The following is a 15,585-nucleotide window of genomic DNA, read 5'->3' on the forward strand; positions in this document are numbered from 1 at the left end:
AGCGGGATTTTTTTGTTTCTCACTTTCATAAACTATAGGGATGAGGAGTGGATTTGTAATGACAACAGGTTTATTAGTTTTTCAATCCGATTTCGGCAAAAGTGATGGTGCAGTGAGTGCGATGCATGGCGTAGCAAACTCCGTTCAACGCGGAATCCCAATTTTTGAAATCACACATCAAATTCCTCAATACAATATTTGGGAAGCTTCCTATCGGTTATTACAATCGATCGGTTATTGGCCAAGTGAAACGGTCTTCGTATCAATTGTCGACCCAGGAGTTGGATCGAACCGTCGTGCGATCGTTGCGAAGACTGCGGATAATCACTATATTATTACGCCGGATAACGGGACATTAACGCATGTGTTGCAATTCATCAAAATAACGGAGATCCGGGAAATCGATGAATCAAAAAACCGGCTTCCAAATTCAGGTGAATCGCATACCTTCCACGGACGCGATATATTCGCTTACACGGGTGCGCGGCTAGCTGCTGGAATTATCCAATTTGAAGAAATTGGTGCATCAGTTAATCCATCAACTATTATTGCACTACCATTGAAATTGTCCACCATTGTGGATGAAACAATTACAGGAATAGTAGATATTATCGACCGTCCCTTCGGCAATCTCTGGACCAATATAAGCCGAGAACAATTCAAGGAAATCGTAGAACAGTATGGCGATTCAATAGAAGTATCGATTACGACAGATGGCCGTACAATCTACAACAACATCATGACGTTCGGCCGATCATTTGCAGACTTGCATATTGGTGAGCCACTCGTTTATGTGAACTCCCTCGACAATATCGGCATTGCTATCAATCAAGGATCTTTTGCAGATGCCTATCGTATTGGTACCGGAACAAACTGGGAGATTATTATTCGTAAGGCCCCAAGAATTGTGTATGAATAACAGCAGAAATTCAAACAAAAAGAGCTAACTCGGAATTTTTCATTTCCTTGTTAGCTCTTTCCATTATAATAATCGTTTGTCTATTTCTTCATCATTGAATTTAAAACCAAGTAGTGTATTCATTTTCACTTTTGCTTTATTTTTTATATCTTCATCAATATAAGAAATCACTTTAAATACGGCTGCGGCTATGACCCCGGCATCATCAACCAGTCCGACTACTGGTATGAAATCTGGAATGAGATCGATCGGGAAAATCAGATAGCTGAGTGCACCGACAATAATCATCTTTGTCGATTTGGGAACCTCAGGACTTTTTGCAACGTAGAAAAGAAGCAAGCTATAATAGACTGTTGTCTTCCCCGCCAGTTTCCCGTATTTCATCATTTTTCCCCAAAACTTTTCGTCTGAATAATGGTTTTCTGTTTCCGGCATACTGGACTCCGGATCAAAGTTCTTCAATTTATTTTCGTACTCTTTTTGTTTTTTCATCATATTGAAACCTCCTCAATCGCTGCTCGTTACATTAATTCTACACGGAACGACGCTATGTGTCATTCTATAGCTCCAGGATCCCACCCGTAGTTTCTATATAAGTTGGATATATGAATAAACAGCGAAGGCGACTTTCAAGGGACCTTCTATCGCCACAGCGGATTCAATAAACTTCATTATTTCAATATATGTATGGTACAACTTCCGAATTAAAAAAGGTATTGTTTTATTCTTACAAGCCATTATTTCGACTTTCCTAACTCAATTGAACATATGATGTACTACTCTATTGAGAAGGAAAGGACGTATCCAGTGGATTTACCAGTATCAATTGCAACAAAAAGACTGCCTCACGCCTCAAAGGATGTTAAAGTATATTACCCTGTTGTTACCCAATTACCAAATCCCAATGCGCAAAGTACTATTAACCATGCCATCATAACCACTCTGAACAAAATACTAGTCGAACAAAGTTTTTACGAGAAAGACCTCGTGGAATTACTTGCCAACTACGAGTTAAAGAACAATCAACGCGGTATCCTTAGTCTGAATCTCATCGTCTATTCGTTTACAGGCGGTGCACATGGGATGACTATCGTTAAATCACTGACCTTTGATACAAAAACCGGTAAACAATACGATTTGAAGGATTTATTCAAAAAGGGTAGCAACTACGAGAAAAAACTGTCGGATATCATAAATCAGCGGATCAAAGACTGGAATATTGAGTTGCTTGAACCATTCAAAGGAATCCGTAGTGACCAGGATTTCTATATCGCTGACACTTCTCTCGTTATTTATTTCCAGCTTTATGAAATCACGCCATACTATTGGGGCTTCCCCTACTTCCCGATTCCAATTCTAGATCTAGCCGATATAATAAAACCCGATGGTCCACTTGACCGGATGATGGCATTCACTTAATAAAGTTAATCTTCAATCAGACGGGGGGTTCTTCCCCCCACTGATTGTTAGTTTAACCATTCGGGCTTTTACGGGCAGTTGATCCCCCACTTATTCTTCTTGTGTCCTTGAATACTTGAAGTGGGGGTCTTACTGCCCGTTAATGCGGGATAAATCCATAAGAAAACCAAAAATAAAGCCAATTGCCGAAACTTTGATTCTGTTTCGGCAATTGGTTTTATTTCTTATTTATTTCTCTTAACCCGGTACCACCCAAAAATCGCAAGCAATCCAGCTATAAAAACAACTCCACCACCAATTAAGACGGTTGATTTCCCATTATCAACAGATTTAACATCTTGTGTTGGAACTTGGCCTTGGCCTAAAATAGCAATATCTTCAGCAGCATTTCCAAGCTCTGTCGTTGGATCGCAAATTATACTCGTAAGCGATTCATCCCCGTACATATCAGATAGCCTAGCATATACCAAATATTCTTCGCCAACGACAAATGCTATGCCGCAATCTCCATCACTACTCCCTGTCGCAATAGCAACTTCCGTTTCATTAATTCCCTTCCATGTTTCTTTCACATTAAATAGGACCGTTTTCCCACGCCTGCCTAACAGCCCGTTATTGTCCTTTATTCCGATAACTTCTCCGCTGAAAACTGCTTGCGAACGTGCATATCCTTTATCTACTGAAGGCTTCATTACACATGAGCAAGCAGCCACAGGTACAGGTTTCAAAAAAAGTGTAAGTAGTAGGACTAAACATAGTAACGGAAACAAACCAAATTTCTTTTTCATAAAAACCCTCCTCGTATTCTTATTAGTCCGTTTTGCTGGTGGCAAAGTTACAACTTATCTAATCAGGTCAAAAACCAACTCCAATACATTTAACCACCGATACCTCTCTCATATATTAGTTATATAGTTTTACTTTTTAATCAAATCAAATAGAAAATCATTTTTTGTTCCCCTTCATTAACCGAGAAATAAGTATTTACTCATTGTTCTCGGATGAATAAACTCTAGAACTAATGATATATATGATTATTATTACTATTTATAGCAACTACAAAATATTTCCCCGGAAATAAAGTTCTTCATCAAACCATTCAGCCAAAATCACTAAATACATAAAAACATTTACTTTAAAATAAAATTAGAACACAAGAATCTTTATTATCAATAATGTCGCATTTACATTACCGTATTATCAATTTAAGTATGCACATGCGTTGAGTAACCCAAGTTATCCAATAATGACTAATTAATTTTATGATTAAACCCCAGATGCCTTATGTACAGATGCTTTTAAATCGCTTTGGTTCGACCGACTACTGCACCGCTATAGGCAATTCTTGTTGCGTAGGGTAGTCGACACCGCCCGTCGCTCCTAAAAGTGACAGTTACACTAAGCTCTAAACCAATTGGGAAGGAGTGAATAACCACTTTCCTCTCCATAAAGGAGCAATTTTGTCTGCCCCTTCTTTATAGCATTTCCTTTTCTGATGTAAGCCAGTTACACTTTCTATATAGCGTCATACTGTAACTAAAGCGGTGGAATGGACGATAGTTTCCAAATAATTTCAAGATATAATTGACCCGTGGTAAAGGTGTGGCTATTATTTCGGCCAAAAAGAGCCAAAAATGTACAAGTCGACTGTAGACTCTTGTTCCATATGTAATAATATGGTTAATCAACAAACTTGATAGGTTTGAGTAATATAAAGCATTTCCGAAAGGATGAAGAAGAATGAAACGCACACTTGTAATGAGTGATATTCATGGAGAATTAGAAATGTTTGAACGTTTATTATCCGATGTGGAGTACGATTCTAATCACGATCAACTCATTCTGTTAGGTGATTATGTAGACCGTGGGCCAAACTCGAGAAAGGTACTTGATAAGGTTATCGAGCTGAAATCAGAAGGAGCCCTTGTCCTAAAAGGAAATCATGAAGACTTGATGATCAAAGCCTTGACTACAAACGAGGAACGAGCTTGGAAACATTGGATCAATCGATGTGGCGGTAGCAAAACCTTAGAAAGTTACGGTCTCAACGAAAGTGAGTTTATGATGCCAGATGCAGAGGTATTTGTTAAACCTGTATTGAATTCCAAAATATTGGACAAACACCTTGAATTCATTCAAAACCTGGATCACATTATCGAACGCGATGATTATGTTTTCGTCCATGCAGGCGTTCACCCTACACAATCAATTGCTGAAACAGATCCCTATATATTGATGTGGATCCGCGAAGAGTTCCACACAGGTTATGATGGAGACAGGACAGTCGTCTTCGGTCATACGCCAACTAAAATTTTTCATGAGGATGCGGAAAATCATACTATTTACTTCGGAGATAACCGGATTATTGGTATCGATGGTGGAGCTGTCTACGGCGGGCAATTAAATTGCTTAGAATTACCGAAACGAAAAGTTCATTACGTTAAATGATATACTGATTACAAATACATACTAAGGAGATCCTCCATGACAATCAAAAAGTATGAAGAACTAATCTCAAATCGAATTTTCATAGGTGGCGTAGATGCAATTGATGATCTTCTTGCGCATGAAAAAATTGATATTATCTTTGATTTACGTGCAGAAGTAAAAGTTCCACTTTCAAGTAATAAAAGTGTACATCAGCCTATTGTTGACGATGCCGAGCAACAAGACGTGTCCATTCAGGCTGCTGTAAAAGAAATAACTGATGCATATAAGGCTGGAAAAAATGTGTATTTTCACTGTAATACCGGTCGGGGTAGAGCAGGAACCATTGCCACTGCTACATTATTGGAATTGGGGCTAGCGGATTCCGTGGATGAAGCCGAACAGAAAGCGAAAGAAATCAAACCGGCTATTAATATTAAGCCCCAATTTAAAGATGCACTCAAAAGAATTTACGAGAAGTAATTATATGATAAAAATCACAAAAAATGCCTGATCCTAAAATGTGATAGGGCAGGCATTTTTGTGTTATTTTAATTCACTTCTTCTGCTGATTCCTTCTTTTGGATGAAGGCATAATTGATTTTTCCTTCTCAGCTTTCTTCTTCACTGCACGTTCAATCCTCTCAAAACTTCTTATGTCGGCCGGTCTGACCGTAATTGGTTCTTTCTTCAACAATTTGCCCATTCCGATTACAAGTAAAAGGAGAAGAACCGTGAACGGCAATGCAGCAATAAGTGAAGCAGATTGCAATGCATCCAAACCGCCGGCATATAACAGCACTGCCGCTATCGCTGACATTAGGATTCCCCAAACCATTTTCACAATCAAAGGTGGCATCATACTCCCCTTCGTTGTCATACTCGCCAGGATGTACGTTGCCGAATCCGCAGATGTCACCAAGAATGTAAAAATCAATAAGATTGCCAAAGCGGACATGAGTCCAGTGAATGGCATATGTCTAAACGTCTCGAAAATTGCAGAAGTGACATCAGCGTTAACAGCTTCCGCTATCTTTGTACCGTTGTTCAAATCACTATAAAGTGCTGTCCCGCCCAATGTTGCAATCCACATGCATGCAAACACCGGCGGAATGACCATTACCCCGATGATGAATTCTCGAATCGTTCTACCTTTGGATACACGTGCAACGAACGCCCCAACAAAAGGTGACCATGCGATTGTCCACGCCCAATAGAATATCGTCCAATCCCGGACCCATGTCCCACCTTGATAAGGCTGTAAACGCAAACTGTATTGGATGAAATTCGTTATGTAATCACCGATTGCCAGTGTAAAGGTTTCAAGGATGAATACCTTTGGACCCACGATGAAAAAGAACACAAGCATCGCTATTGCCATTCCTAAGTTAAAGTTCCCTAAATAACGGATTCCTTTATTCAACCCTGAAGCTGCCGACAGCATGTAGCAAATAAAAACGATAATTATAATAATTAACTGTATGCTGAATGTACTTTTAATGTTAAATACAGATTCCAGACCACCAGCCATCTGCAAAATACCGAGCCCAAGCGAAGTGGCAATCCCCATGACTGTAGCAATGACTGCAAAAGAATCAATACCTATCTTCAACTTTTTATTCGATCCTAGCAACGGCTCCAAAGCTGTGGAAATGAGACCATCTTTTTTCTTTCGAAATTGTAAAAACCCGATAACCAAGCCAACAATACCGAAGATAGCCCATTGAGAAATACCCCAGTGGAAAAATGAGTAACCCATTGCAACCCGTGCTGCTTGTTCTGAATGCGGTTCTATGCCTCCAATCGGTGAAGTGAAATAGTGGCTCATCGGTTCCGCTACACCCCAAAAAACGAGCCCTACTCCGAAACCAGCCGAAAATAACATCCCAATCCATGTGAAAAACGGATAATCCGGCCGTTCTTCATCGCCGCCAATCCTGATTGCTCCATACTTACTGATCGCCAGACCAGCTAAAAATATCACTATGATGAAAACAACCAGCAAGTAGAACCAGCCAAAATTCACTGTTGTAAAGTCGTATAATTTATCTGCTACATTTCCAAACTTTTCCGGTAATACCGCCCCCGCAACTACAAGAAAAAAGATAACTGTTGCTGAAATTGAGAATACCGGATTTCTCCAAAACTTCCTATCCAAAGAAAACCGACCCCTATTAAATTAGTTAATAACTATATACCCTAAACTACTTCCAATTAAATCGCAAATGAACACTTAAATTTTATAAAAAGTAATAAGTGCCCTTCCCTTGTTTATCACGATTTGCAGCAAACAAAAAAACATGAATCCCTATGTTAAGGATTCATGTTTCTTTTTCCGATGGATAACCATATAAAGGATGAGGACGGCAAACGCAAGAGCACCCGACACCAAGTAAACGGATTCATATCCGAAATGGAGAGCAATTAGCCCAAGTACAAACGACCCTATCGCAAGGCCCGAATCAAAAAACGTGAAGAATGTAGCGGTCGCATATCCACTTCTCTCATGTTTTGTTGATTGTACTGCAAGTGTCTGGAAACTCGGAACAAGTGCACCATAACCAAATCCAACAAATGCTCCCGCAATTAAAAAGGATATTGCAGAATCCATGTTTGCCAAAAGGACAAGACCGATGGCAAAAAATACAAAACCGGGTATTATTACATATTGGGGCCCCTTTTCATCGAAGAGCCTACCAGTAAACGGGCGAGTTAATAGCATAACTGCCGCAAACACGAGGAAGAAGGAACTCGCCAATGCTAGGAGTCCTTTTTCCTGTGCATAAATGGATAGGTACGATAATACACTCGCATAAGACAATGCTATCAAACTTCCAAGGAATGCCACTGGCACTGCCCGTTTTTCAAACAGGTCGCCAAATGACAATTTGCTTTTCACATCATTTTTCACTGGAATAACGCCGGCTGGTGCAGATAGAGATGTTAACACGCCGACAATCATTAATATACTCAGCACGACAAACAATACATCGAATGAATAGGATTGAATGACAGCCAGCGCAATTAATGGACCGAGAACAACAGCTAAATTTGTCGACATCGAAAAATAGCCCAGGCCTGCTCCTCTTCGCGTGAGCGGCACAATATCTGCCGCAATTGAAAGTGTCGCCGTCGTAATAATACTAAACCAGATCCCCTGTACAAAACGCAACACTAAAAGTCCCGCAAACGGTTGGATAAAATAATATAGGACTGTACATATCAAATAGAGGGCAAGACCAATCCATAACATTTTTCGTTTTCCTGCAATATCTAAAATTTTCCCTGTAAACGGTCTGACAACAATTGCGGAAAGTAAAAATACTGTCATCAGTAATCCCGCCTCTTCATCTGTTCGGTTCAACACCCCGATTGCATAAAGCGGCAGAGTAGTTACAAGGCCATAAAATACGATAAATACAGATATATTAGTAAAAAACAAACTGACGAATGGTTTTGTCCAAATAGGTTCTTTTTTCTCCAAATTACTCACTTCTTTCATTGTCGAGCTTTTTCAATAATCCTCTTAGTATTACCTGTTCTTCATATGACAAACCTTTTAAAAATTCATTTTCAAATTGAATAATCGAGGCCTCAATCATAGGAAACTTGGCTACTGCTTCTTCCGAAAGGCGGACTACCTTTTCCCTACGGTCCTTCCCTACGTATGTCTTCAGCCATCCTAATTCCTCCAATCGACTCACAGTTCGTGTTATCGTTGGAGCTTCCACATTCAAATACTTCCATATATTTGTTAATATCATTTCCTCATGTTGATGAACACAGTAAAGCACTGTCCATTGTGATGCGAACAGATCATATTCTTTAAGCACTAGATTTAATTCTTTACTTAATAATCGTGTCTTTTGAAATACTTCATGGAATAATGGATTCATATCTTCAACTCCTTTATTTACTTAGGTAACTATTATATTATACTTCGGAATTCGAAACTTGTAAAGAAACAGAACTCAATAAAACAGGCAATCCCTCCTATGGGGATTGCCTGTTTTATCACATTGAGATGTTTCGTGGACCTTTCCATTTCATAGAGACAAATATTGTAATGACTAGAACGATTAGTCCCAAAATAAATGGATACAAAATATGCACGTCAAACAGAAGCCCAGCAAGAAGTGGTCCAAGGACGTTTCCAATGCTCATATATGCATTGTTCATTCCCATCGCAAATCCTTGCTCATTTCCCGCCAACTTAGATATGAGTGTCGTCAGTACAGGCCTCAGTATAGAAGTCGAGAGGAAAATAATCATCGTAACACCGAAAAACATAATATAACTTGGTACAAAGATGGAAAGCAAAAATCCAAGTGCCGCAAGAGCAAGGAATATGTTCAATACGGCTGCTTCACCAAATTTGCGAACAATCCAATCAACAGCAAATAGTTGAATGATTACACTAATGATACCTGTTGACGTTACTAATACAGCAATATCTTTCGGTGTGGCTCCGAACACATTATCTACAAATAGGCCGAGAACTGATTCATACGCCATTAACCCAAAGCTCATGACAAGCGTGATAACTAAAGGGATAAAGTACGGTTTATTAAATGACTGTGCAATTTCTTTTACCATTGGCTCAGGTTTTTCATTAGACACTTCGATTTTCGTATCCATGCTTTCTTCCAACATGAATGCTGAAAAAGCAACGGCTGCGAGTCCTACTATCGCAGATATAAGCAATGGCATTTTCAAACCAAAATCAGCTAAGAATCCTCCGATTCCAGGCCCAATAACAATCCCAAGTGACATTGAAGCAGAAATGAAACTGTTACCTTTGGCACGCTGATCCATTGTTGTGATATCTGCCACGTAAGCAAAAATCGCTGGGATTAATAACGCTGCTCCAACGCCGCCAATGACACGGGATAGATATAACACACCTATCGAATCTGAAAAGTAAAAAACGAACATGGACAGGGCCAAACCGCTAAGTCCTGAAATAATCATTATTCTACGTCCATAACGATCCGTCCATTTCCCTGCAATTGGTGACATTACAAGCTGTGCTCCCGCAAATATGGCAATCATCAAGCCCGCTGCCGTCCCACCTTGGCCAATTGACAAAAGATAGGCCGGTAATATAGGTATTATAATTCCGAAACTTCCTACTGCAATAAACATATTAATCATTAATATTAGCATTTTCTTTCTTTGCTCTTTGGACAATTTTTACAACCTACTTTCAAATTTAAGCCGACTCCATATTATAATATGGATTGAATGTAAAAGCCAACTCAAAAAACTATTTATTTTCACCATACAATTATTCGAATAGCTGAGCATTTAAGTCCAAACCACAACAATGAACAAGTATTGAATGCAATTGCCCTCTATGATGGTATAGGTGGGCTGTTGTTTCTACTAGCCACTCATACCGGGAATAGGTCACCCCCCAATAAGAAGTTATTTCCATGTGCAACTCTTCTTCATTAAACTCCATAAATCTCTCTTGTAAAAAAGTATAATTACTCAATAATGCCTCTTTAATTTCCACTTTTGAAGTCAATGAAACTGTTGAATAAAATGTAGCCATTTCTTCTTGGTTTGCACCATCAGCAATATAAAAATCCGCTCTACATATTGTGGCAATATGCTCTAATAACTCACCAACGGAATGTTTTGCAGCCGTTGGTCTTTGCTGTAAATCGTGCTCTTCTAAGCAATCTACTAGTTCAACAAGGGAATCAATCGCAACCCTTATTTGATGCAACGCATATCTACAATAATTGTTCATTTTGTCCCCTTAATCCGCAGTTTCTGCTGTTAATTTTTGATCGCGCGGTAGCGCTAACCCTACAAGTCCAATAATAGGGAGGAATGAAACAATGATCATCGTAGGATGAATACCAATGCTATCCATCATTATTCCGATGATAACCGAACCGATTGCCCCCATACCAAATGCCAGTCCAACAGTCAGCCCTGCCATCGTTCCAATTTTGCTTGGTACTAGCTCTTGTGCATAAACAACTGTCACCGAAAAGCTCAGCATAATGAAAAAACCAATTAACATCAGTAACACTGCCACAGCCCATAATGGAACATATGGAAGTATTAAGCATAACGGTATCGGCACTGCGAGCGAAAGTACAATGACATTTTTTCTTCCAAGCTTGTCTGCCATCGGTCCGCCAAAAAATGTGCCGACTGCCCCTAGTGCCAAAAACAGGAATATATAGAGTAATCCTTCTTTATCTGATACCTCATATTTATCCATCAAATGAAATATGAAAAAGCTTGTAATATTCGTAACGTAAAATGAACGGGCGAAGATGATGACAAGAAGTAAACCAAGTGCTATCCCTATTTTCTTTTTCGTTAAGTTACCAATAGATGAGAGAAGAACTTTCTTACGATTGTTTAACTTCTCCTGTTCCAACTGCTTTTTATACCAGGCAGATATTTTCATCAATATAAAAATACCAAGTGCTGCAACAAGCAAAAATAACGCTGCCGATTTTTGACCATACGGAACTAATATGAATGCACCAATCAACGGTGCAAGTGCCTGTCCCGAGTTTCCACCCACTTGGTAGATGGATTGGGAAAGTCCACGCTTCGATCCTGCAGCCATAAAAGAGACTCGTGATCCTTCAGGGTGAAAAACGGCGGAACCAAATCCAAGTAACATGACGGAAACGATTAATAACCAGTAAGTTGGAGCAAAAGCGAGCCCCCCTATTCCAATAAGCGAAAACATCATTCCGAATGGAAGCGCATAAGGTTTTGGCTTCCGGTCACTTATATACCCGATGACCGGTTGTAAGACTGATGCCACCATATTCAAAGCAAAAAAAATGAATCCAAGTTGGGTAAAGCTAAACCCCCTCTCTTTTACAAGAACAGGAAACATTGCTGGAATCACAGCTTGAAGCGTATCGTTTAACAAATGGCAAGCACCAATTGCAAACATAATTGGATAAACAGGATTTCCTAATGCAGATGATTCTTTTACTGTGGTCATTTGATTCTCACACTCTTTCCCTGACAGTAATAACTTAATAGACCAAGTATATCGCATTTTCCGAACACTTGAATATTTAATATAGCGAAATCAATGATTTTATCTACTCATGTCGATATACTTATTAAGTAGCTATTTAGTATGGATAGAAAGAGGCGACCTATTTGAATATACACGACGCGATTAAGACACGGAGAACTATTCCGCTAGTCAGTGATCAAGCTGTACCAGCAAATCTTATTGAACAAATTATTGAGGCGGGAACTTATGCGCCGAATCATCATAAAACCGAACCTTGGCGTTTCTATGTACTTCAGGGCGATGGCAGAATGAAATTAGGTAAAGTGCTTCGTGAGATAACAATTTCTCAACAGGAAGATCCTCTTTCGGAAAGTAGTATCGTAAAAATCGAACGAAGTGAACGGAATCCACTGCGTGCACCTGTCATCATCGCGGTCGGAGTGGAGCCAAGTGAAAAAGAAAATGTTATTTTGAAAGAAGAGTATGCCACTGTCAGTACCAGTGTCCAAAATATGCTATTAACCGCACATGCACTCGGTCTTGGTGCAATCTGGCGAACAGGTGCAATTTGTTACCATCCAAAAGTAAGTGATTTTTTCGGACTATCTACTAAAGGTGAGATTGTTGCATTTATCTACCTAGGATATCCTGAAATTGAACCGAAACCGTTTAAAAGGACCGATTTTAAAGAGTTCACAACTTGGATTAATTAACTAAAACACGCTCATCAAAATTACTTTGATGAGCGTGTTTTAGTTAGTATAATCTTTATACTTGATATACTTAGTATACCTGCATATAATAAAGTTATCGAAAGAAGAGGTGATACTTATGAAGGTTTGTCCTTATTTGGAATCGTGCTTTGAAATATTAGGCAGGCGGTGGAATGGTCTCATCGTCCATTACCTATCGAATTGCCCAAACTTTACGGCACACTTTTCTGATATGAAACGTGATTTGAATGATATTACTCCACGGTCCTTATCATTAAAGCTAACTGAACTCGCCAATTATGGCTTGGTTGTGAAAGTAGTAACGGAAGGCACCCCCGTCACCATTTCATATCATCTATCCGACAAAGGACAGCAGTTAGCAATTTCCCTCCAACCTGTCCATAAGTGGGCACAAGAAAATATCGATTTGGAACTGACAATTACAAAATAAAGAAATGAGGAATTAGAATGAAAAACAATATGATTTGCGATTTAGAAACTGGCGTATGCGGACCTGGTGGAGAAACAGAAATGCAATTCATCGATCTCTCAACACCTAAAAAGAAGGTCGACTTATATTACGTAACGGATCCAATTTGCTCCCACTGTTGGGCACTGGAACCCGTTCTCCGAAAATTTGAGGCGCAATATGGCCAATACGTCAACATGCATACGTTGATGGGTGGATTATTGGAAAACTGGAACGGCTTTGCGGACACCGCAAATGGCATCAATGGTCCTGCCGATGTCGCTGAGCATTGGAGAGAAGTCGGTGAGCATTCTCGTATGCCGATTGACGGGACTCTTTGGCACGATAATCCGATCGAATCTTCCTTCATTCCTTCTCGTGTATTTAAAATGATTCATAAGCAAAGTCCTGAAATCGCCAATACATTTTTACGCCGCGCACGCGAAGCCCTCTTCGCTTTCAATCAAAACATTGCGCAAGATGATATATTAATCGATCTTGTCAATAAAGTCGGCCTTAGTGGAGTAGAAATCGTCAAACAATCGAAACTGCCGGAAGCTGAAACTTCATTGCAAGAAGACTTTCAACTCGTTCGTCAATTAGGCGTCCGTGGATTCCCAACTATCGTCATGTTGAATGAAGAGAAAAAAGGCGTCAAAATTGTCGGTGCACGAGCACTTGAACAATACACGGAGGCGCTTCAACAAATGCTGCCCGGGGAGATTTTGCAACCAAAACAACAACCAAGTTTGCAGTCACTTATCCAACAAGAAAAACTGTTATTCTCACGTGAAATCGAAGAATTTTATGCAATTAAAGAACAAGATGTTGAAGCATTCGTAAGTGATCAATTGGTCAATACCGATTATAAAACGAAAGAAGTTCTTGGCGAAAAATATATTTCGATCATCGGTTAATGTATACGATGGCAAGCTAGACATATCCTGTCCAGCATGCCATCGTTTTTCATTACTCGTAATTCAATGATTCTAATAACCCAGACTACTGTAGAATAGAATTTATCATACAGATATAAGGAGGATTATGATATGAACATATTAATCGTCGGAGCAGGAGCGATTGGTGGATATTTTGGAGGTAGGCTCTTGGAAAAAGGAGAGAACGTTACTTTCCTTGTACGAGCAAAGCGCAAAGAAATGCTTGAAAAGTCTGGCTTAAAAATTGAAAGTGTCAACGGGGATGCTAAGCTCGCCCCGCGAATGATTACATCAAAGGATATTGGGGATAAATTCGATTTGATCCTCATTTCTACAAAGTCCTATCACCTTACCCAAGCAATCAATGATATACGTCCATTTGTAAAAGAGGACACGATTATTCTCCCCCTCTTGAATGGCGTCGGGCATCTCGAACAACTAATCAAAGCTTTCGGAGAAGATGCCGTCATCGGTGGTCTTTGCTTCATCGAAACGACACTTGACGAACATGGAACCATATTACAAAAAAGTCCGATCCATCAGCTTATTTACGGCGAAAGATCTGGGGAGATCACACCTCGTATGGAAAAACTGAAAGCTGCTTTTGAAGGGGCCAACGCTTCATGTGTGCTAAGTGAGCAAATCAATCAGGAAATGTGGCATAAATATTTGTTCATCACTGCACTATCCGGTATTACATCACTGATGGAGTCACCAATAGGACCAATTATGGAGTTGGAAACCGGGCGTAATACTGTTGTTTCACTGTTGGAAGAACTCGGCGCAATTATGAAGAAAATCAATGCACCAATACATGATACTATCACGCAAGAACTGTATACCAAAATTAGTGATATGCCATACCTTATGAAATCCTCGATGCAGCGAGATATAGAAAAATCCCTTCCGCTAGAATCCGATCATCTGCATGGTTTATTATTGCAACACGCGAATACACATGACGTCCCAACCCCGATACTGGAAACGATTTATACGAAGTTAAAGATTTACGAAAAAGAAAAATGACAGAAACAAGACCGGGTGGATGGACACCCGGTCTTGTTTTGTATGTCCCCTTTCGTTATTCAACTCTAAACTGTGGTCAAATCATTCACATACATATCGATTATTTCTGGATTGCTTTGAAAAACATATCCGCCGGACTTATTTTCCATCGACAATTTGGCAACACTTTAATATACACATACAAGGGCGGAAGGGATTGAATACTTTCATGTTTGCTTTGAATGGAGATACTTTACTTTATTATTTTCCTCTCCTATTAGTTTTAGTTACGTTTGAATTGTCGCTATCAGTTTATAAATCCAGTGATTCACAATGGACTACCAAGCTCGCGGCCGGAAATTTCTTTGTTAATCTTCTATGGATTGCTCTCCTTTTATCTATTGTATTTAATCCTAATTTGTTCACTCCTGAATTTGTACCGTATATGGTGGAAATCTACGACAGTACTGCCGAGAAAATCACTTTAATAATAAACTTAAGTAAGACTGCCATCGTATTAGCGGTCATTGTGACAAATTCAATTGATGTTCACAATGCGTTCAATAATATCGGAGTTAAAGAAGAAACGTAACAGAAGTATATTAATAAAAAGTGATACGGAGTTTGAAATGGATTCTTATTACAACACGTGCTTAAGATTGAAACCCCAGTCCTACTACTGAGAA

17 protein-coding genes are annotated in these 15,585 nt (G+C 39.4%); 9 read left to right on the forward strand and 8 right to left on the reverse strand.

The genetic code is table 11. The annotated features are described in order from the left end of the window. Positions 1-58 precede the first annotated feature (58 nt). On the forward strand, positions 59-919 hold the full coding sequence (locus tag MKZ26_RS07180) for an SAM hydrolase/SAM-dependent halogenase family protein (protein ID WP_067207381.1): 861 nt from the start codon (positions 59-61) through the stop codon (positions 917-919). A 63-nt stretch (positions 920-982) separates the two neighbouring features. Here the strand turns inward: MKZ26_RS07180 and MKZ26_RS07185 are convergent, their stop codons facing one another. After that, positions 983-1,414, reverse strand: a complete 432-nt coding sequence (locus MKZ26_RS07185) for a YkvA family protein (RefSeq protein WP_231885788.1) — start codon at positions 1,412-1,414, stop codon at positions 983-985. Positions 1,415-1,726: 312 nt separating this feature from the next. Here MKZ26_RS07185 and MKZ26_RS07190 point away from each other — a divergent pair, with 312 nt between their 5' ends. After that, on the forward strand, positions 1,727-2,338 hold the full coding sequence (locus MKZ26_RS07190) for a DUF3298 and DUF4163 domain-containing protein (protein ID WP_340765378.1): 612 nt from the start codon (positions 1,727-1,729) through the stop codon (positions 2,336-2,338). A gap of 224 nt (positions 2,339-2,562) precedes the next feature. On the opposite strand, the gene MKZ26_RS07195 is transcribed toward MKZ26_RS07190, so the two are convergent. Beyond that, positions 2,563-3,126, reverse strand: a complete 564-nt coding sequence (locus MKZ26_RS07195) for a hypothetical protein (RefSeq protein WP_340765380.1) — start codon at positions 3,124-3,126, stop codon at positions 2,563-2,565. Between the two features lie 952 nt (positions 3,127-4,078). Between MKZ26_RS07195 and MKZ26_RS07200 the strand changes: the two genes are divergently transcribed. Beyond that, the gene (locus MKZ26_RS07200; RefSeq protein ID WP_340765383.1) at positions 4,079-4,786 is read left to right on the forward strand and encodes a metallophosphoesterase family protein; all 708 of its coding nucleotides are present in this window, start codon (positions 4,079-4,081) and stop codon (positions 4,784-4,786) included. Between the two features lie 36 nt (positions 4,787-4,822). After that, entirely contained in the window at positions 4,823-5,248 is a 426-nt protein-coding gene (locus MKZ26_RS07205) for a protein-tyrosine phosphatase family protein (protein WP_340765385.1), read from the forward strand. A 73-nt stretch (positions 5,249-5,321) separates the two neighbouring features. Here the strand turns inward: MKZ26_RS07205 and MKZ26_RS07210 are convergent, their stop codons facing one another. The 6 genes from MKZ26_RS07210 to MKZ26_RS07235 all read right to left on the reverse strand — a co-directional run bounded on the left by MKZ26_RS07210 (position 5,322) and on the right by MKZ26_RS07235 (position 11,753). Further along, the gene (locus MKZ26_RS07210) at positions 5,322-6,923 is read right to left on the reverse strand and encodes a BCCT family transporter (protein ID WP_340765386.1); all 1,602 of its coding nucleotides are present in this window, start codon (positions 6,921-6,923) and stop codon (positions 5,322-5,324) included. 150 nt (positions 6,924-7,073) lie between these two features. Then, a complete protein-coding gene (locus MKZ26_RS07215; RefSeq protein ID WP_340767615.1) occupies positions 7,074-8,258 on the reverse strand; it encodes an MFS transporter in 1,185 nt (394 codons plus the stop codon). Beyond that, positions 8,251-8,661: a MarR family winged helix-turn-helix transcriptional regulator gene (locus MKZ26_RS07220; protein ID WP_340765389.1), complete on the reverse strand. Its 411-nt coding sequence runs from the start codon at positions 8,659-8,661 to the stop codon at positions 8,251-8,253. Before MKZ26_RS07220 ends, MKZ26_RS07215 begins: the two co-directional genes overlap by 8 nt. Before the next feature lie 118 nt (positions 8,662-8,779). After that, entirely contained in the window at positions 8,780-9,955 is a 1,176-nt protein-coding gene (locus tag MKZ26_RS07225; protein WP_340765391.1) for an MFS transporter, read from the reverse strand. A 97-nt stretch (positions 9,956-10,052) separates the two neighbouring features. Then, on the reverse strand, positions 10,053-10,523 hold the full coding sequence (locus tag MKZ26_RS07230; protein WP_340765393.1) for a DinB family protein: 471 nt from the start codon (positions 10,521-10,523) through the stop codon (positions 10,053-10,055). Between the two features lie 9 nt (positions 10,524-10,532). Continuing rightward, positions 10,533-11,753 (reverse strand): MFS transporter, encoded by a 1,221-nt coding sequence (locus MKZ26_RS07235; protein WP_067207351.1) that lies wholly within the window; start codon positions 11,751-11,753, stop codon positions 10,533-10,535. A gap of 164 nt (positions 11,754-11,917) precedes the next feature. On the opposite strand from MKZ26_RS07235, the gene MKZ26_RS07240 reads away from it, so the two are divergent. The 5 genes from MKZ26_RS07240 (at position 11,918) to MKZ26_RS07260 (ending at position 15,491) form a co-directional block, all read left to right on the forward strand. Beyond that, positions 11,918-12,487: a nitroreductase family protein gene (locus MKZ26_RS07240; protein WP_067207350.1), complete on the forward strand. Its 570-nt coding sequence runs from the start codon at positions 11,918-11,920 to the stop codon at positions 12,485-12,487. Between the two features lie 118 nt (positions 12,488-12,605). Further along, positions 12,606-12,938, forward strand: coding sequence for a winged helix-turn-helix transcriptional regulator (locus tag MKZ26_RS07245; RefSeq protein WP_340765395.1), 333 nt, complete (start codon positions 12,606-12,608; stop codon positions 12,936-12,938). Positions 12,939-12,955: 17 nt separating this feature from the next. Further along, complete coding sequence (locus MKZ26_RS07250; RefSeq protein WP_340765397.1) at positions 12,956-13,873, forward strand: DsbA family protein; 918 nt, start codon at positions 12,956-12,958, stop codon at positions 13,871-13,873. Positions 13,874-14,005: 132 nt separating this feature from the next. Then, entirely contained in the window at positions 14,006-14,920 is a 915-nt protein-coding gene (locus MKZ26_RS07255; protein ID WP_340765399.1) for a ketopantoate reductase family protein, read from the forward strand. 196 nt (positions 14,921-15,116) lie between these two features. Next, positions 15,117-15,491, forward strand: coding sequence for a hypothetical protein (locus MKZ26_RS07260; RefSeq protein ID WP_067207337.1), 375 nt, complete (start codon positions 15,117-15,119; stop codon positions 15,489-15,491). Positions 15,492-15,585 lie beyond the last annotated feature (94 nt).

Origin of the sequence: Sporosarcina sp. FSL K6-6792 (assembly GCF_038004885.1) — a bacterium.
GTDB classification, from domain to species: Bacteria; Bacillota; Bacilli; order Bacillales_A; family Planococcaceae; genus Sporosarcina; species Sporosarcina psychrophila.

Excerpts from the sequence above, each read along its gene's own strand:
- MKZ26_RS07250 (WP_340765397.1), top strand. The coding sequence starts at position 12,956 with ATGAAAAACAATATGATTTGCGATTTAGAAACTGGCGTATGCGGACCT.
- MKZ26_RS07255 (WP_340765399.1), top strand. The coding sequence starts at position 14,006 with ATGAACATATTAATCGTCGGAGCAGGAGCGATTGGTGGATATTTTGGA.
- MKZ26_RS07200 (WP_340765383.1), top strand. The coding sequence starts at position 4,079 with ATGAAACGCACACTTGTAATGAGTGATATTCATGGAGAATTAGAAATG.
- MKZ26_RS07195 (WP_340765380.1), bottom strand. The coding sequence starts at position 3,126 with ATGAAAAAGAAATTTGGTTTGTTTCCGTTACTATGTTTAGTCCTACTA.
- MKZ26_RS07230 (WP_340765393.1), bottom strand. The coding sequence starts at position 10,523 with ATGAACAATTATTGTAGATATGCGTTGCATCAAATAAGGGTTGCGATT.
- MKZ26_RS07220 (WP_340765389.1), bottom strand. The coding sequence starts at position 8,661 with ATGAATCCATTATTCCATGAAGTATTTCAAAAGACACGATTATTAAGT.
- MKZ26_RS07245 (WP_340765395.1), top strand. The coding sequence starts at position 12,606 with ATGAAGGTTTGTCCTTATTTGGAATCGTGCTTTGAAATATTAGGCAGG.
- MKZ26_RS07185 (WP_231885788.1), bottom strand. The coding sequence starts at position 1,414 with ATGATGAAAAAACAAAAAGAGTACGAAAATAAATTGAAGAACTTTGAT.
- MKZ26_RS07235 (WP_067207351.1), bottom strand. The coding sequence starts at position 11,753 with ATGACCACAGTAAAAGAATCATCTGCATTAGGAAATCCTGTTTATCCA.
- MKZ26_RS07180 (WP_067207381.1), top strand. The coding sequence starts at position 59 with ATGACAACAGGTTTATTAGTTTTTCAATCCGATTTCGGCAAAAGTGAT.
- MKZ26_RS07205 (WP_340765385.1), top strand. The coding sequence starts at position 4,823 with ATGACAATCAAAAAGTATGAAGAACTAATCTCAAATCGAATTTTCATA.